We start from the raw sequence: 16,301 nt of genomic DNA on the forward strand, positions 1-16,301 counted from the left end.
GCCATCAATCAGCGCAGCCTAGGTTGATTCTCCCCGTTAGCGCAAGGCGCGACGTTGATCTCCGGTTGGCGCATCAGGCGAATGCCCGTGCGCAGCAGCCAGCAGGCGAGAATGAACGGTGCCGTGAGGGTCGCCAGACCCAAGGCACTGAACAGCGGCGTCAGCAGCAGCGCCAGGCCGATGCCGAACAGCGGCAACCACGGTTGCTGGCGCTGGGCGCTGAAGGCGAGGGCGGCGAGCACCGCGTTGTAGCCGCCCAGACCCAGCAGCGCGACCTGGCTGTCGTGGTGCAACAGACTGGAACCGAGCCCAATCGCCGAAGCCAGCAGCGCCCAGGCAAAGGCCCGGCGATCGGCGATCAGCAAGCCGGCAGCGATCAATCCACCGGCCAACGGATGATCGAGGAACATCACCTGACCGAAGCCTTTCAGGGCGGCACCGAGCAGGTTCACGGTGTTCAGCTCAAGCGCCGGAGCCGGCGTCCAAGGCTCGGCGAAACACAGGAACACCCAGCTCAGCAACACGAACGGCGCGGTGTAGGCCGGCAGGTACTCGGTGAGGCGTGCACGTTTGAGCCATTGCTGCGTGATCATCGCGCTCAGTCCGCCGGCCGCCAGAATCAGCGGTGGCAGCATCGGCGACCAAGGGAAATACAGGCTCAGCAACAGGCCGACCAGCACGCCGTTGTAGCTGAACAGTCCGGCCTGGCGATCCGCCTTCGCGTAGTTGCGCCGTTGCGCGGTGAGCAAACCGGCGACCGCGCCGAGCAGCGCGCCGGCGAACAGCACCGGCGCGGTGAATAAAATGGCCAGAAGGCACAGGAGTCCACACAGCGGATGGCGCTGGAGGAAGATTTGACTGAAGCCGTTGAGCAACGCTTCGGCCCAGTCAGGGCAGTGGGTGTTGAAATGATTGGCAGGCATGTCTGGAGAATCTGGGCAGTAGGAAAATCAAAAGGTCTTGCTTGAAGCAGTGGAGAGGGAGCTCGTGCCCGGTGAATGCGGTGTCTCTTGTGGAAACCGTCATGCCGAGCGGCGGGAGCACGCTCCCTCGCCACACAGGTGTTGCTTAAATCAATGTTTCGATCCGCAGCGAATTAGTCGATCCCGGCTGGCCAAACGGCACACCCGCGGTGATCAGCAACGTATCGCCACGCTCGGCCATTCCTTGAGCCTGAGCGATTTCCAGCGCTGTCGAACACACTTCATCCACCTGACGCAGGCGATCATTGACCACCGAATGAATGCCCCACGCCACGCTCAGTCGGCGAGCGGTCTGCAGGTTCGGCGTCAGGTTGAGGATCGGCGCTTTCGGCCGCTCCCGCGCTGCACGCAGACTCGATGCGCCGGACTCGCTGTAATTGACCAGCACCGCCACCGGCAGCACGTTGCTGATCCGGCGAATCGCGCAACTGATCGCATCGGACACGGTCGCTTCGGCTTTCGGTCGGCTGACGTCGAGTTGGGTCTGGTAGTCCGGCCCGTTCTCGACCTGGCGGATGATCTTGCTCATCATCTGCACGGCTTCCAGCGGGTACTCGCCGGACGCGGTTTCTGCCGACAGCATCACCGCATCGGCGCCTTCGGCCACGGCGTTTGCGACGTCGGTGACTTCGGCGCGGGTCGGGGCAGGGGAGAAGCGCATCGACTCGAGCATCTGCGTCGCCACCACCACCGGTTTGCCGAGCTGGCGGCAGGTGGTGATGATGTTTTTCTGGATCTGCGGCACGCTTTCGGCCGGCACTTCCACGCCCAGGTCACCACGGGCAACCATGATCGCGTCGCTCAGCTCGGCGATCTCGCGCAGTTGTTCGACGGCCGACGGCTTCTCGATCTTCGCCATCAGGAACGCCTTGTCGCCGATCAACGCGCGGGCCTCGATGATGTCTTGCGGACGCTGCACGAACGACAGCGCGACCCAGTCCACACCCAGCTCCAGACCGAAGCTCAGGTCGCGACGATCCTTGGTGGTCAGCGGGCTCAGATCGAGCACCGCTTGCGGCACGTTCACGCCTTTGCGATCCGACAGTTCGCCGCCATTGAGCACGGTGGTGTCGATTGCGTCGGTGTATTTGGTGACGACCCGCAGACGCAGTTTGCCGTCATCGAGCAGCAGATCCATCCCGGCTTCCAGTGCCGCGATGATCTCCGGATGCGGCAGGTTCACCCGGCGTTCGTCCCCCGGTGTTGCGTCCAGATCGAGGCGGAACGCCTGGCCGCGATGCAACTGAACCTTGCCGTCGGCGAACTTGCCGACCCGCAGTTTCGGCCCTTGCAGGTCCATCAGAATCCCGAGCGGGTAGTTGAGCTGGCGCTCGACTTCGCGGATCCACTGATAACGCTTGGCGTGATCGGCGTGATCGCCGTGGCTGAAGTTGAGGCGGAAGATATTGACCCCGGCCTCGACCAGCTCGCGGATGTCTTCGATGCCGTCGACGGCAGGCCCGAGGGTGGCGAGGATTTTGACCTTTTTATCAGGCGTCATGATTTAGAGCTCTCGAGGATCAGGATGGCGCGGAAGTCGTTGACGTTGGTGCGGGTCGGCTCGGTGACGATCAGCGCATCGAGCGCCTCGAAGTAGCCGTAACCGTTGTTGTTATCCAGCTCGTCGCTGGCGCTCAGGCCCAGGGCGGCGGCGCGGGCGTAGCTGTCCGGGGTCATGATCGCGCCGGCGTTGTCTTCCGAGCCGTCGATGCCGTCGGTGTCACCGGCCAGCGCATAAACGCCAGGCTGGCCCTTGAGGCTGTCGGTGAGGCTGAGGAGGAATTCGGCGTTGCGGCCGCCACGGCCATTGCCGCGCACGGTCACGGTGGTTTCGCCGCCGGAGAGAATCACGCACGGCGCTGCCAGTGGCTGGCCGTGATGAATGATCTGGCGGGCGATGCCGGCGTGGACTTTCGCCACTTCGCGGGATTCGCCTTCCAGGTCGCCGAGGATCAGCGTGCTGAAACCGGCCTGGCGGCATTTCACCGCCGCGGCATCCAGCGATTGCTGAGGGCGGGCGATCAACTGGAAGTGACTGCGGGCCAGGCTCGGATCGCCGGGTTTGACGGTTTCCGATTCCGGGCTTTGCAGCCAGGTGCGCACGGACGCCGGAATCTCGATGCCGTAACGTTTGATGATCGCCAGTGCTTCGGCGCTGGTGCTCGGGTCGGCCACGGTCGGGCCGGAGGCGATGACCGTGGCGAGGTCGCCCGGTACATCGGAAATCGCGTAGGTATAAACAGTCGCCGGCCAGCAGGCCTTGCCCAAGCGTCCGCCCTTGATCGCCGAGAGGTGCTTGCGCACGCAGTTCATCTCGCCGATGGTCGCGCCGGATTTGAGCAGGGCTTTGTTGATCGATTGTTTGTCGGCCAGGGTGATGCCTTCGGCCGGCAACGCCAGCAGGGCAGAACCACCACCGGACAACAGGAAGATTACGCGGTCGTCTTCGGTCAGGTTGCTGACCAGTTCCAGCACGCGTTTGGCCACGGCCAGACCGGCAGCGTCCGGCACCGGGTGCGCGGCTTCGACCACTTCGATTTTTTCGCACGGGGCGCCGTGACCGTAGCGGGTCACCACAAGGCCCGAGACTTCACCTTCCCAGCAGCGCTCGACCACTTGCGCCATGGCAGCGGCAGCCTTGCCGGCGCCGATGACGATCACGCGACCTGTGCGATCGGCCGGCAGATGCGCTTCGAGGACCTGGTTCGGATGGGCCGCGTCGATGGCTGTGGCAAACAGCTCGCGCAGCAGTTGTTGCGGATCGACCGACATGGCGGGCTCCCGGAATTCTTGTTATTCGAAAGGGCGATACAGGTCCTGTGGGAGCGAGCTTGCTCGCGAAAGCGGTGGGTCAGTCAATGTCCATGTCGACTGACAGACCCTCTTCGCGAGCAAGCTCGCTCCCACAGGTTTCAAGCGGTATTGCAGAGACTTACTTCTTGTCGCGAATCGAGAAGTTGGCCATGTGTTCCAGGCCCTTGATCAGCGCCGAGTGGTCCCAGTTGCTGCCGCCGATGGCCGCGCAGGTGCTGAACACTTGCTGGGCGTTGGCGGTGTTCGGCAGGTTGATGTTCAGCTCCTTGGCGCCTTGCAGGGCCAGGTTCAGGTCCTTCTGGTGCAGGCTGATGCGGAAGCCCGGATCGAAGGTGCCCTTGATCATGCGCTCGCCGTGCACTTCGAGGATCTTCGAGGAGGCGAAACCGCCCATCAGCGCTTCACGCACCTTGGCCGGATCGGCACCGTTTTTCGAAGCGAACAGCAGGGCTTCGGCCACGGCCTGAATGTTCAGGGCAACGATGATCTGGTTCGCAACCTTGGCGGTCTGACCGTCGCCATTGCCGCCGACCAGAGTGATGTTCTTGCCCATGGCCTGGAACAGCGGCAGTGCGCGTTCGAAGGCATCGGCGTCGCCACCGACCATGATGCTCAGGGTCGCAGCCTTGGCACCGACTTCACCACCGGACACCGGAGCGTCGAGGTACTGCGCGCCTTTCTCGTTGATCTTCGCCGCGAAAGCCTTGGTGGCGGTCGGCGAGATCGAGCTCATGTCGATCACAACCTTGCCTTTGCCGATGCCGGCAGCGACGCCGTCGGCACGGAACAGCACGTCTTCGACCTGCGGGGTATCCGGCACCATGACGATGATGAATTCGGCTTCTTGAGCCACGTCACGCGGGTTGGCCAGAGCTACGGCGCCAGCGGCGACCAGGTCGGCAGGGGCGGCGTCGTGGTGCGCCGACAGGAACAGGCTGTGACCGGCTTTCTGCAAGTTCGCCGCCATTGGGTGGCCCATGATGCCGGTGCCGATGAATCCGATTTTAGCCATGAGAAATTCCTCTTGTTTTTGTCTTGCTCAAGCAAATAGGTGGTCAGATCGCGTTGTGGGTCTTCAGCCAGCCGAGGCCCGCTTCAGTGGTGGTCAGCGGTTTGTATTCGCAGCCGACCCAGCCCTGATAACCGATGCGATCGAGGTGTTCGAACAGGAAGCGGTAGTTGATCTCGCCAGTGCCAGGCTCGTTGCGGCCCGGGTTGTCGGCCAGCTGCACATGGTTGATCTCGGCCAGGTGCGATTGCAGGGTGCGGGCCAGATCGCCTTCCATGATTTGCATGTGATAGATGTCGTATTGCAGGAACAGATTGGCGCTGCCGACCTGCTCGCGAATCGACAGGGCCTGCGCCGTGTTGTTCAGGTAGAAGCCCGGGATGTCGCGGGTGTTGATCGCTTCCATCACCAGTTTGATGCCGACGGCTTGCAGCTTTTCGGCGGCGTACTTGAGGTTGGCGACGAAGGTCTTTTCAACGGTGGCATCGTCCACGCCCTGCGGACGGATACCGGCCAGGCAGTTGACCTGGGTATTGCCCAGAACCTGTGCGTAAGCGATGGCCAGATCGACCCCGGCACGGAACTCTTCGACCCGGTCCGGCAGGCACGCGATACCGCGCTCGCCCTTGGCCCAGTCACCCGCCGGCAGGTTGAACAGCACTTGGGTCAGACCGTTGGCGTCGAGTTTGGCCTTGATTTCGGCGGAGCTGAAATCGTACGGAAACAGGTACTCGACACCGCTGAAGCCAGCCTTGGCGGCGGCGTCGAAACGGGCAAGGAAATCCTGTTCGGTGAACAGCATGGACAGGTTGGCTGCGAAACGCGGCATGGTGGTCTCCCGTTCTAGATTCTCGTTCCCACGCTCTGCGTGGGAATGCCTCTATGGACGCTCTGCGTCCGCTTTGGGACGCAGAGCGTCCCCGGCTGCATTCCCACGCAGAGCGTGGGAACGATCAAGCAAAAGCAATCAATCGAGCAACGAAATCGCGGTAGGCGCATCGTTGCCGACCAGCGCCAGGTCTTCGAATTCGTTGACGGCGTTGATCTCGGTCCCCATGGAGATGTTGGTCACACGCTCCAGAATGATCTCGACGATCACCGGCACCTTGAACTCTTCGATCAGCTCTTCGGCCTTGCGCAGGGCAGGGGCGATGTCAGCCGGTTCGAACACACGCAGTGCCTTGCAGCCCAGGCCTTCGGCGACTGCGACGTGGTCGACACCATAACCGTTGAGTTCCGGCGCGTTCAGGTTATCGAAGGACAGCTGCACGCAGTAGTCCATATCGAACCCGCGCTGGGCCTGACGGATCAGCCCCAGGTACGAGTTGTTCACCACGACGTGGATGTACGGCAGTTTGAACTGAGCGCCGACCGCCAGTTCTTCGATCATGAACTGGAAGTCATAGTCCCCCGACAGGGCCACGACTTTACGGTTCGGATCGGCCTTCACCACGCCCAGCGCTGCCGGAATGGTCCAGCCCAACGGGCCGGCCTGGCCACAGTTGATCCAGTGACGCGGCTTGTAGACGTGCAGGAACTGCGCGCCGGCAATCTGCGACAGACCAATGGTGCTGACGTAGCAGGTGTCCTTGCCGAACACCTGGTTCATTTCTTCGTAAACGCGCTGCGGCTTGACCGGCACGTTGTCGAAGTGGGTCTTGCGATGCAGGCTGGCTTTGCGCTGCTGGCAGTCCTGCAGCCAGGCGCTGCGGTTTTTCAGCTTGCCGGCGGCTTGCCATTCACGGGCGACTTCGATGAACACGGTCAGCGCGGCAGCGGCGTCGGAAACGATGCCCAGGTCCGGGGTGAACACGCGGCCGATCTGGGTCGGTTCGATGTCGACGTGAATGAACTTGCGACCTTCGGTGTAAACGTCGACCGAGCCGGTGTGACGGTTCGCCCAGCGGTTGCCGACGCCCAGTACCACGTCGGATTTCAGCATCGTGGCGTTGCCGTAACGGTGCGAAGTCTGCAGACCGACCATGCCGACCATCAGCGGGTGATCGTCCGGAATGGTGCCCCAGCCCATCAGGGTCGGGATCACCGGAATGCCGGTCAGCTCGGCGAACTCCACCAGCAGCTCGCTGGCGTCAGCGTTGATGATGCCGCCGCCGGCGACCAGCAATGGACGCTCGGCCTGATCCAGCATCGCCAGGGCTTTTTCGACTTGCACGCGGGTGGCGCTCGGCTTGGCCAGCGGCAGTGGCTGGTAGGCGTCGATGTCGAATTCGATTTCAGCCATCTGCACGTCGAACGGCAGGTCGATCAGCACCGGGCCTGGACGGCCGGAGCGCATTTCGTAGAAGGCTTTCTGGAAGGCGTAAGGCACCTGGCCCGGCTCCAGAACGGTGGTCGCCCACTTGGTCACCGGTTTGACGATGCTGGTGATGTCGACGGCCTGGAAGTCTTCCTTGTGCATACGGGCGCGGGGTGCTTGCCCGGTGATGCAGAGGATCGGGATCGAGTCCGCGGAGGCGCTGTACAGACCGGTGACCATGTCGGTACCGGCCGGGCCGGAAGTACCGATGCACACGCCGATGTTGCCGGCCTTGGTGCGGGTGTAGCCCTCGGCCATGTGCGAAGCGCCTTCAACGTGGCGAGCGAGGACGTGATCGATGCCACCGACTTTCTGCAGGGCGGAGTACAGCGGGTTGATTGCAGCGCCTGGAATGCCAAAAGCGGTATCAACCCCTTCACGGCGCATCACCAGAACGGCGGCTTCGATTGCTCTCATTTTGCTCATGGTTTTGTGCCTCTTTACGTTTTGTAATTGTATACAAGTGGCTTTGCGCAGAGTGTATTCACGGCGGACGGCGCAGGTCAATCCATTTTCTCAAGCGCCTGTTTCATTCGTCGGAAGCCTGTTCTGCTGTGGCTTTTCGTCGCATGAGGCGCTTTTCGAGAATTATTGTATACAAAAAAATAATTCATTGTGTTCTATTTGTTGCATCGGGCTGCGGCAGAAAAGCGCAGCCCAACGACTTTCCCAATAACAAAATGAGGACGGCACCATGAGCGCTTTAACCTTGAAAGTCGCAGTCAAGCTGGTCAACGAAGCCATCAATGCAGGGCGGGCCATCTCCGCCGCGCCGCTGACCATCGCGGTACTGGATACCGGTGGCCATCTGGTCACCCTGCAACGCGAAGACGGCGCCAGCCTGCTGCGCCCGAACATCGCCATCGGCAAAGCCTGGGGCGCCATCGCCCTGGGCAAGGGCTCACGCCTGCTGGCGCTGGACGCGCAACAACGCCCGGCGTTTATCGCGGCACTTAACAGCATGGGGCAGGGCAGCGTCGTGCCGGCACCGGGTGGTGTGCTGATTCGTGATCAGGCGGGGAACGTGCTGGGTGCGATCGGCATCAGCGGCGATCTGTCGGACATCGATGAACAGGTGGCAATCAAGGCCGTAGAGGCCCTGGACCTGCGGGCGGATGCGGGGGTGGCTGCGTGATTTGCGGCGTTTGAACTGACGCCATCGCTGACTGGCTCGCTCCTCACTGATTCGAAGTGTCGGACACATAATGTCTAACACAGCAGGCCCACTGTGGGAGCGAGCTTGCTCGCGAAGGCGATTTAACAGACACATCCTGCCAAAGTCATCCGCAGTCTAATTCTGTCAGCGGATCTAACCTTTCAAGTCTTCTATTGAAAGGGCAACGGAATGCCAAAATCATCAGCCTCACATCGACTTCGCTTGGGGCGTTATGACGAGCCCAATCGCATTTATCTGCTGACTGCCAATACGTTGAAACGTGCTCCTGTTTTCAGGGACTACATGTTGGGTAGATTGGTCGCCGATCAGTTTCAACGTGCTCAGGAGCAAGGCTTGGTTGATTCATTGGCCTGGGTGGTCATGCCTGATCACCTGCACTGGTTGATCAATCTGAAGCAGGGATCGCTCCGTGAACTAATGCAGAAAACCAAGTCCTTGAGTGCGCGGGCTGTGAATCTAAGCGCCGGAAGAAGCGGAAGTATTTGGCAGCCGGGGTTTCATGATCATGCGCTGCGGCGGGACGAGGATTTGGTGAAAATGGCTCGGTATGTGGTGGCCAACCCATTGCGGGCCGGTTTGGTGAAAAAACTGGCTCAGTACCCGTTGTGGGACGCGGTCTGGGCCTGTCGGTAAGACTGAGTCGCCTCGTTCGCGAGCAAGCTCGCTCCCACACTGGATCTGTGGCGTTCACAAATCTTCTGTGGGAGCGAGCTTGCTCGCGAAGCGGTCACCGCGGACTTCAGTCCGGCTCGCAGCCCTTGAGCACCAACCGGATGATGGTTTGTGCTGCGGCTTCATAATCGGCTTCGTCGAGCTTGTCCTTGCCAGTGACGGCGGAGATCTGCCAGTCGAAGTCGGCGTAGGTCTGGGTTGCGGCCCAGATGCTGAACATCAGGTGGTTGGGGTCGATCGGGGCGATCTGGCCGCGGTCGATCCAGGTCTGGATGCAGTCGATGTTGTGTTTGGCCTGGCCGTTGAGCTGCTCGACCAGGTCGGCGCTCAGGTGCGGGGCGCCGTGCATGATTTCGCTGGCGAACACCTTGGAGGCGAAGGGCAGGTCGCGGGAGATGCGGATCTTCGAGCGGATGTAGCCGCTCAGCACTTCGCTCGGTACGCCGTCCGGGTTGAACGGGGTCGAGGCCTGCAGGATCGGCACGATGATACTTTCCAGCACCTCGCGGTAGAGGTTTTCCTTGGACTTGAAGTAGTAATAGACGTTGGGCTTGGGCAGTCCTGCCTTGGCGGCGATGTCGCTGGTTTTGGTCGCAGCGAAGCCCTTGTCGGCAAACTCTTCGCTGGCTGCACGCAGGATCAGTTCTTTGTTGCGCTCGCGGATTGTGCTCATAAACCCGGTGGTTCCTTGCCTGTTCTGGCGGTTGCGCATGGTAGCACCGGCCTCGCGCGGCGCTCAACAATGCCCCGTGTGGCCTGCAGTCGCGGTATGCTGCGCGGCATTATTCACATAAGGAAACAAGATTCATGGCAGGAAGCAGTTTGCTGGTGCTGATCGACGACATCGCCACCGTTCTGGACGACGTTGCGTTGATGACCAAAATGGCTGCCAAGAAGACCGCCGGCGTGCTCGGCGACGACTTGGCGCTCAATGCCCAGCAGGTCTCCGGCGTACGCGCGGAGCGGGAAATCCCCGTCGTTTGGGCGGTGGCCAAGGGCTCGTTCGTCAACAAACTGATCCTGGTGCCGTCGGCGCTGGCGATCAGTGCGTTCGTTCCGTGGCTGGTGACGCCGCTGTTAATGGTCGGTGGCGCCTACCTGTGTTTCGAAGGTTTCGAAAAACTCGCGCACAAGTTCCTGCACAGCAAGGCCGAAGACGAGGCTGAGCACGCCCAGTTGGTTGAAGCCGTGGCTGATCCGGCAACCGATCTGGTGGCGTACGAGAAAGACAAGATCAAAGGCGCGATCCGCACCGACTTCATCCTCTCGGCGGAAATCATCGCCATCACCCTCGGCACCGTGGCCGATGCTTCGCTGACCCAGCAAGTGATCGTGATGTCGGGCATCGCCATTGTCATGACCGTGGGTGTTTACGGTCTGGTGGCCGGTATCGTCAAACTCGATGACCTCGGTCTGTGGCTGACCCAGAAGCCTGGGCAGATGGCCAAAAGTATCGGCAACGGCATCCTGCGCGCCGCGCCGTATATGATGAAAAGCCTGTCGGTGATCGGCACTGCTGCGATGTTCCTGGTCGGTGGCGGCATCCTGACCCACGGCGTGCCGGTGGTGCATCACTGGATCGAAAGCGTCGGTGCAGCGGCCGGTGGCGCCGGGTTTGTGGTGCCGATGCTGTTGAACGGTGTAGCGGGGATCATCGCGGGTGCGGTGGTGCTGGCGGGCGTGTCCGTGATCGGCAAAGTCTGGAAAGCCCTGAAAGGCTAAATCCTGAAGCAAACAAAAAGGCCATTCGACTCGCATCGAATGGCCTTTTTTGTGGCCGGCGTTTTTACTCGGCGATCTGCAACTTGCGCGACTCGGTGTAGACGTAGCGCACCTTCTCGTACTCGAACGGTGAGTTCAACTGACCGTAGCGGAAGCTGGTCTGGTAACGCTTATCGACGCCGCGCAGTACCCAGACTTCCGGGTGGTTGGAGCTGACTTCCGAGACGTTGAGGAAGTTGATCGCGGACTCGGCGGTGTAGTCCACGGCCAGACCTGCGGTATCGCGCAGGTTCGATGGGCCGAGGATCGGCAGCACGAAGTAAGCACCGCCCGGTACGCCATAGAAGCCCAGGGTCTGGCCGAAGTCTTCGTTCTGGCGTGGCAGGCCCATAGCGGTGGCCGGATCCCAGAGCCCTGCGATGCCGATGGTGGTGTTGAGCAGCAGGCGCGCGGTGGTTTCCATCGAGCGCTTGCCCTTGAACTGCAACAGGCTGTTGACCAGGTTCGGCACGTCGCCAATGTTGTTGAAGAAGTTGCTCACACCGGTGCGTACGAAGCTCGGGGTGATGTAGCGGTAGCCATCGACCACCGGCAGGAACACCCATTGGTCGAAGCGGTAGTTGAAGTGGTAGACGCGGCGGTTCCACTCTTCCAGCGGGTCATAGACGTTCAGCGCGCTGAGGGTCGAGCGCTCGAATTCGCGCTGATCCAGCCCCGGGTTGAACTTGAGTTTGGACAGCGGCTCCTTGAAGCCGTCGCTGTCGATGACCACCGGTGCATTGGCTTTGCTGTTGTCGGCCTGGGCCATACCTGCACTGAGGAGCGCTGCAATCAGCAGGAGATATTTAGCCACGGAAGAACTCCAGCATGGCGTCGCTGTTGACGCGGTAGTTAAGGTTGCCGCAATGGCCGCCCAGCGGGTAAACGGTCAGGCGATCGCCGAAGGTCTTGCGCAGGAAGCCGAGGTCGCCCGGGCCGAGGATCACGTCGTCGGCGTTGTGCATGACGGCGATTTTCGGGCTTTCGTGCAGGTAATCCTTCAGCGCGTACAGACTCACCTGATCGATCAGTTGCAGCAGGCTGCCGCCGTCGGTGCGGGCGCGCCACATCGGAATCACCTGTTCGGTGAGGTAGCAGTCGAAGTCGCATTGCAGCGCACGCTTGAGGAACGGCGTAAGGCTGGTGCCTTCGGTGATCGGGAATTTCGGCGGGGTGATCAGGCCGCGACGGTTGATCAGGTCCGAAGTGAACGCGATATCCGCCGCCGAGAAGCGGAACGAAGTGCCGATCAGCATCGCCATCTGCTCGTTGCTCAGGTGCTGCTTGGACTGCTGGAAGTCGTAGAGCAGCGCATCGTTGAGGTCGATGTAACCCTTCTGCTGGAAGTAGCGGGTCAGTTTGCTCAGCACCAGTTCATAGAAGGTTGTGCTGTTGTTGATGCCCTTGACCTCGGTCTGCACCAGCTTGTCGAGGTTGGTGATCGAGGTGTAGAGATTGACCGGCGGATTCAGCAGCAGGACTTTCTTGAAGTTGAAGCTGCGGCGGGTTTCATCCAGATGTGCTACGAACGCTGCGTCCAGTGCGCCGAGGCTGTAACCGCTGAGGTAATAGTCGGTGACCGGCAGTTTCGGGTTCTGCGCCCGCACGGCCTGCATCACCCGGTACATGTCTTCGGCGTCTTCCTTGGTCACGCCGGGGGTGGCGAAGCGCGAGGCGGCGCTCATGAAGTCGAAGCTGGTCGGCGATGACAGCTGCACCACGTGGTAGCCGGCCTTGTAATAAAGCTTCTTCAGGTATTCGTTGAGCGTGCTGTCGTAGCGCGCGCCGGTGCCGGCGATCAGGAAGATCAGCGGCGCGGCTTTGTCCTGGGTGGCGATGCGGTAAGTCAGTTTTTTCACCGGCCAGAAATTGTCCGGCAGGATGAATTCGCGCTCGGGGCGCAGGGTGACGCTGCGATCGGTCTGATCGATGTCGTCGTCCAGTGGCAGTTCAGGGCGCAAGTCCGGCGGCGTGGTGGCGATGGTCGCCTCGAACGGATTGGTCAGGGGATAGCCATAGCTGGCGGCGTCGATATCCACCGCCAGCGCGGACGCACTCAGAATAAGGCCGCCAAACAGGGCGGCGAAGCGCAAGGAACGGAGCATGACTAGATCCCTTAGAGGAAGGTGCCGAATGAGGTTCGCAGGCTATGACCACCGGGTTTGCGCCAAAGTGCCATGCCACGGCACCAAACTGACGGAATTCGGAGTAATAGTAGCCGGACGATACACTTTGCGCGGAATGAATGACCAGTTAAGAGTTGTTAGCCCTTGCGTATGCGCGGCGGCAGATTAAGCTGGCCGCCGATTTCATCGATTGGAGTGTTCCATGTCCCGCCGCTTGCCCGTGATTCTGCTGCTCGTTCTGTTGCCGTTGTGGCTGGCCGCCAGTTATGGCGCACGTTATGGCTTCATGGAGGACGCGCAGTGGGTGGGCATCTGCGTGGATGAGGCGAGCCGTTGGGAATGCTCGGTGCGCTCGAACCTGGGCCTGATGATCCATTTCCAGATGCTGGGCTGGGCGGCGGTCGCGGCTGCGGTGATCGGTTTTGTAGTGCCGGGACGGGCAGGGTGGTGGCTGGCGGTGCTGGCGCTGGTGTTCGGGTTGCCGGCGCTGGCGCTGTACAACACGACACTGGCTGTGTTTGCGGTGGTGATTGCCGGGTTGCGACTGGTTAGAGAGTCTCGCGGCGTCTGACCGTCAGCCATCGCTGGCAAGCCAGCTCCCACACTTGATCTATGTAGACAGAGAACCTGTGGGAGCTGGCTTGCCAGGGAAGAGGCCGGTTCAGCCTCTGAAGATCAGCCCTTGCGAACCCGCAGGCAGCGCCAAAGTGCAGCCACCATCAACACGCTGACCAGCGCCCAGCCCCACGCCTGCTGATTCTGCAGTCCTTCGCGGAACAACTGCGGCGCAATGCCGGCGCCGATGATGAAGGTCAGCAGGGCGATCTCCCGACGGGCCACGGGCACCGGGCGGCACAGATAAACCAGCGCCGGCAGAATGAACGCCACGCTCGGAAAGCTGCGATAGCGCGGGTCGAACACCAGCTCGAGCATCATCACCGCAGCAGCGAAACCGGCTGCCGCAACCAGCCAGCCGGCCCGCCGCTCGAAAGCGTTGAACGCCCGTTCACGCCAGCCATTGCGGGCGCTCAAGGTCAGCGCGGCATGGACCAGCACCAACAGATTCAGAGCCGTCAGCAACCCGACCCACAGCCATTCGCTGGCAAATCGCGTGGTCACTCGCGCCAGATCACCCCATGCGCCGATCGAACAGGCGGCGAGGGCGCCGAGCAGCGGCAGGATCAGTGCCGAACGCGTCGTACGAACCCGACCGCCCAGCAGCAATGTTCCGAGGAAAATCAGCCCGCCGACCGCCAGCCACTGTGACCAGTACGGCACGTTCGACACCGGGCCGGCCAGTACGCCCTTGTCCTGGCGATCCGCATCGAACAGCCCCCAGTAACCGCCGACCGCGCCTTCGCTGCCGCGCTTCCACGGCTGGTCGAACGCTTCGATCAGGTTATAACGCCAGCCTTCCTGTTCGGCGAGGGTGACAAAACCACGAATGAACTTGGCCTCGTTGACCCGGCTCGGCAACGCGGTCTCACGCTGTCGGCCTTCGCTCGGCCAGCCGGTTTCGCCGATCATCACGTCCTTGGGCGCGAACTTGTTGCCGAACACCTGACGCACTTCGGCCACATGATGCAGCGCGGCGTCGATGTTCGACGGATCGTCTTCCCAGTACGGCAGCAAGTGGATGGTCAGGAAATCCACCGCCGGCGCAACTTCCGGATGCTTGAGCCAGAACTCCCAGACATCCGCATAGGTCACCGGCTGCTTGATGTGGCTCTTGACCTTGTTGATCAGCTTCACCAGCTGGGTGGCGGTCACTTCCTTGCGCAGCAAGGCTTCGTTGCCGACGATCACGGCGCTGACCACGTCCGGATTGGCATTGGCCGAAGCGATCAGCAAGTCGACTTCTTTCTCGGTGTCCACCGGATTGCTGTTGACCCACGCGCCGATCATCAACTTCAAACCGTGCTTGCGCGCCAGATCCGGCAGCGCTTCAAGGCCGGTCATCGAATAGGTGCGGATGCATTCGAAGCGGGTGGCGAGCAGGGCGAGGTCGGCGTCCATGCGCTCCGGGCGCAGTTTGAACGGCACGTCGAACGGCGACTGGTCTTTGTCGAACGGGGTGTAGGAGGCGCATTGCAGCTTGTGGGTCGGGGTGGCGACGTCCGGCAGAATCACCGGTTTGCCGAGGCCGTACCAGAAGCCGCACAGGGCAAACAGCCCGAGCAGGCAGGCGAACAGATAAGGAAGAAAGGGGAAGCGGGAAGTCGCGGACATGGTCAGGCCGAGTGGCTGCAAAGCGACGCATGTTACCTGCATTTATAAGCAGGTTGGTGGCCCGCACGATTTTGACATGCAAAGTTCGGGCGGATTGTCTGGCGCCAAATATCCGGACGCAGTTAATGGCTTTCTGATGTCGTTTCTCGTTGCTTCGAGGTCGCTGGCAGAGCAGGTCTTAACGAGCGTCAGGTTGATGATCAAAAGCGTCAGTACTCCGCTGATGTTCGAACGAGTTTGCGGTCAGGCGTGATGGGGGCGCTGTGCACCATAACAATACGTTGACGATGCCCGGCATCCGTCGGGCGCAGCATTTCGGGGAAGTAACGATGAAGATGCGACGACTTTTAGGCGCAGGTGCCGCTCTGGTGCTTGCGATGAGCTCCACTTTCGCCAGCGCTGAAAAACAGACCCTGAACATCGGTTACGTTGACGGCTGGTCCGACAGCGTCGCGACCACCCACGTGGCGGCCGAAGTAATCAAGCAGAAACTCGGTTACGACGTGAAACTGCAAGCCGTCGCTACCGGCATCATGTGGCAGGGCGTTGCCACCGGCAAACTCGACGCCATGCTTTCGGCCTGGCTGCCCGTGACCCACGGCGAATACTGGACCAAGAACAAGGATCAGGTCGTCGATTACGGCCCGAACTTCAAGGACGCGAAAATCGGTCTGATCGTGCCGGAGTACGTCAAGGCCAAGACCATCGAAGACCTGAAAACCGACGACTCCTTCAAGAAACGCATCGTCGGCATCGACGCCGGGTCAGGCGTGATGCTCAAGACCGATCAGGCGATCAAGGATTACGACCTGACCGGCTATCAACTCAAGGCCAGTTCCGGCGCCGGCATGATTGCCGAGCTGACCCGTGCCGAGAAGAAAAACGAATCCATCGCCGTTACCGGCTGGGTGCCGCACTGGATGTTCGCCAAGTGGAAACTGCGCTTCCTCGACGACCCGAAAGGCGTGTACGGCGCGGCTGAAACCGTGAACAGCATCGGCAGCAAGGAACTGGCAACCAAGGCGCCGGAAGTGGCCAAGTTCCTGAAGAACTTCCAGTGGGCTTCGAAAGACGAAATCGGCGAAGTCATGCTGGCAATTCAGGACGGTGCAAAACCTGACGCAGCGGCCAAGGATTGGGTTGCCAAGCACCCTGAGCGTGTTGCCGACTGGACCAAGTGATTTAAGCCGAAGCGTCTAATCTGCGCTTCCCA

The 16,301-nt window shown here is 61.2% G+C and carries 15 protein-coding genes; 5 read left to right on the forward strand and 10 right to left on the reverse strand.

The window, feature by feature from the left end; all coding sequences use genetic code 11:
• Positions 1-8: 8 nt before the first annotated feature.
• The 6 genes from AC1Q9F_RS23550 to gcl form a co-directional block, all read right to left on the reverse strand.
• Positions 9-923 carry an urea transporter gene (locus AC1Q9F_RS23550; RefSeq protein WP_492620998.1) on the reverse strand — a complete coding sequence of 305 codons (915 nt, stop codon included), beginning with the start codon at positions 921-923 and terminating at the stop codon, positions 9-11.
• Between the two features lie 145 nt (positions 924-1,068).
• Positions 1,069-2,484 (reverse strand): pyruvate kinase, encoded by a 1,416-nt coding sequence (gene pyk / locus AC1Q9F_RS23555; RefSeq protein ID WP_096822137.1) that lies wholly within the window; start codon positions 2,482-2,484, stop codon positions 1,069-1,071.
• The gene (locus tag AC1Q9F_RS23560; RefSeq protein ID WP_085605834.1) at positions 2,481-3,755 is read right to left on the reverse strand and encodes a glycerate kinase type-2 family protein; all 1,275 of its coding nucleotides are present in this window, start codon (positions 3,753-3,755) and stop codon (positions 2,481-2,483) included. The genes pyk and AC1Q9F_RS23560 overlap by 4 nt, the downstream gene beginning before the upstream one ends.
• A 160-nt stretch (positions 3,756-3,915) precedes the next feature.
• Entirely contained in the window at positions 3,916-4,809 is an 894-nt protein-coding gene (locus AC1Q9F_RS23565; protein WP_085747089.1) for a 2-hydroxy-3-oxopropionate reductase, read from the reverse strand.
• A gap of 43 nt (positions 4,810-4,852) precedes the next feature.
• On the reverse strand, positions 4,853-5,635 hold the full coding sequence (gene hyi / locus AC1Q9F_RS23570) for a hydroxypyruvate isomerase (protein ID WP_085699396.1): 783 nt from the start codon (positions 5,633-5,635) through the stop codon (positions 4,853-4,855).
• 138 nt (positions 5,636-5,773) lie between these two features.
• Positions 5,774-7,549 (reverse strand): glyoxylate carboligase, encoded by a 1,776-nt coding sequence (gene gcl / locus AC1Q9F_RS23575; RefSeq protein WP_085747087.1) that lies wholly within the window; start codon positions 7,547-7,549, stop codon positions 5,774-5,776.
• Between the two features lie 268 nt (positions 7,550-7,817).
• On the opposite strand from gcl, the gene AC1Q9F_RS23580 reads away from it, so the two are divergent.
• Entirely contained in the window at positions 7,818-8,258 is a 441-nt protein-coding gene (locus AC1Q9F_RS23580; protein WP_011333104.1) for a GlcG/HbpS family heme-binding protein, read from the forward strand.
• Between the two features lie 210 nt (positions 8,259-8,468).
• On the forward strand, positions 8,469-8,933 hold the full coding sequence (locus AC1Q9F_RS23585; RefSeq protein WP_492620997.1) for an REP-associated tyrosine transposase: 465 nt from the start codon (positions 8,469-8,471) through the stop codon (positions 8,931-8,933).
• A 106-nt stretch (positions 8,934-9,039) separates the two neighbouring features.
• Here the strand turns inward: AC1Q9F_RS23585 and AC1Q9F_RS23590 are convergent, their stop codons facing one another.
• Positions 9,040-9,645, reverse strand: coding sequence for a TetR/AcrR family transcriptional regulator (locus AC1Q9F_RS23590; protein WP_007959290.1), 606 nt, complete (start codon positions 9,643-9,645; stop codon positions 9,040-9,042).
• A 134-nt stretch (positions 9,646-9,779) separates the two neighbouring features.
• Here AC1Q9F_RS23590 and AC1Q9F_RS23595 point away from each other — a divergent pair, with 134 nt between their 5' ends.
• Positions 9,780-10,694: a DUF808 domain-containing protein gene (locus tag AC1Q9F_RS23595; RefSeq protein WP_007959291.1), complete on the forward strand. Its 915-nt coding sequence runs from the start codon at positions 9,780-9,782 to the stop codon at positions 10,692-10,694.
• A gap of 64 nt (positions 10,695-10,758) precedes the next feature.
• On the opposite strand, the gene AC1Q9F_RS23600 is transcribed toward AC1Q9F_RS23595, so the two are convergent.
• Together AC1Q9F_RS23600 and AC1Q9F_RS23605 are read right to left on the reverse strand one after the other, a co-directional pair.
• Positions 10,759-11,547, reverse strand: coding sequence for an MlaA family lipoprotein (locus AC1Q9F_RS23600; RefSeq protein ID WP_011333106.1), 789 nt, complete (start codon positions 11,545-11,547; stop codon positions 10,759-10,761).
• Complete coding sequence (locus AC1Q9F_RS23605; protein ID WP_492620996.1) at positions 11,540-12,838, reverse strand: serine/threonine protein kinase; 1,299 nt, start codon at positions 12,836-12,838, stop codon at positions 11,540-11,542. Before AC1Q9F_RS23605 ends, AC1Q9F_RS23600 begins: the two co-directional genes overlap by 8 nt.
• Before the next feature lie 223 nt (positions 12,839-13,061).
• Here AC1Q9F_RS23605 and AC1Q9F_RS23610 point away from each other — a divergent pair, with 223 nt between their 5' ends.
• Positions 13,062-13,430 carry a hypothetical protein gene (locus AC1Q9F_RS23610; protein ID WP_085682953.1) on the forward strand — a complete coding sequence of 123 codons (369 nt, stop codon included), beginning with the start codon at positions 13,062-13,064 and terminating at the stop codon, positions 13,428-13,430.
• Between the two features lie 104 nt (positions 13,431-13,534).
• On the opposite strand, the gene AC1Q9F_RS23615 is transcribed toward AC1Q9F_RS23610, so the two are convergent.
• Complete coding sequence (locus AC1Q9F_RS23615) at positions 13,535-15,130, reverse strand: glycoside hydrolase family 17 protein (RefSeq protein WP_207985443.1); 1,596 nt, start codon at positions 15,128-15,130, stop codon at positions 13,535-13,537.
• Positions 15,131-15,417: 287 nt separating this feature from the next.
• On the opposite strand from AC1Q9F_RS23615, the gene AC1Q9F_RS23620 reads away from it, so the two are divergent.
• A complete protein-coding gene (locus AC1Q9F_RS23620) occupies positions 15,418-16,269 on the forward strand; it encodes a glycine betaine ABC transporter substrate-binding protein (RefSeq protein WP_102686063.1) in 852 nt (283 codons plus the stop codon).
• The last annotated feature ends 32 nt before the right edge of the window (positions 16,270-16,301 follow it).

The sequence above is a fragment of the Pseudomonas sp. GW823-FHT04A03 genome, from assembly GCF_058796615.1.

Coding starts and splice junctions, on each gene's coding strand:
- pyk (WP_096822137.1), bottom strand. CDS start 2,484: ATGACGCCTGATAAAAAGGTCAAAATCCTCGCCACCCTCGGGCCTGCC.
- AC1Q9F_RS23595 (WP_007959291.1), top strand. CDS start 9,780: ATGGCAGGAAGCAGTTTGCTGGTGCTGATCGACGACATCGCCACCGTT.
- AC1Q9F_RS23560 (WP_085605834.1), bottom strand. CDS start 3,755: ATGTCGGTCGATCCGCAACAACTGCTGCGCGAGCTGTTTGCCACAGCC.
- AC1Q9F_RS23585 (WP_492620997.1), top strand. CDS start 8,469: ATGCCAAAATCATCAGCCTCACATCGACTTCGCTTGGGGCGTTATGAC.
- hyi (WP_085699396.1), bottom strand. CDS start 5,635: ATGCCGCGTTTCGCAGCCAACCTGTCCATGCTGTTCACCGAACAGGAT.
- AC1Q9F_RS23620 (WP_102686063.1), top strand. CDS start 15,418: ATGAAGATGCGACGACTTTTAGGCGCAGGTGCCGCTCTGGTGCTTGCG.
- AC1Q9F_RS23615 (WP_207985443.1), bottom strand. CDS start 15,130: ATGCAGGTAACATGCGTCGCTTTGCAGCCACTCGGCCTGACCATGTCC.
- AC1Q9F_RS23590 (WP_007959290.1), bottom strand. CDS start 9,645: ATGAGCACAATCCGCGAGCGCAACAAAGAACTGATCCTGCGTGCAGCC.
- AC1Q9F_RS23565 (WP_085747089.1), bottom strand. CDS start 4,809: ATGGCTAAAATCGGATTCATCGGCACCGGCATCATGGGCCACCCAATG.
- AC1Q9F_RS23550 (WP_492620998.1), bottom strand. CDS start 923: ATGCCTGCCAATCATTTCAACACCCACTGCCCTGACTGGGCCGAAGCG.
- AC1Q9F_RS23610 (WP_085682953.1), top strand. CDS start 13,062: ATGTCCCGCCGCTTGCCCGTGATTCTGCTGCTCGTTCTGTTGCCGTTG.
- AC1Q9F_RS23580 (WP_011333104.1), top strand. CDS start 7,818: ATGAGCGCTTTAACCTTGAAAGTCGCAGTCAAGCTGGTCAACGAAGCC.
- AC1Q9F_RS23605 (WP_492620996.1), bottom strand. CDS start 12,838: ATGCTCCGTTCCTTGCGCTTCGCCGCCCTGTTTGGCGGCCTTATTCTG.
- gcl (WP_085747087.1), bottom strand. CDS start 7,549: ATGAGCAAAATGAGAGCAATCGAAGCCGCCGTTCTGGTGATGCGCCGT.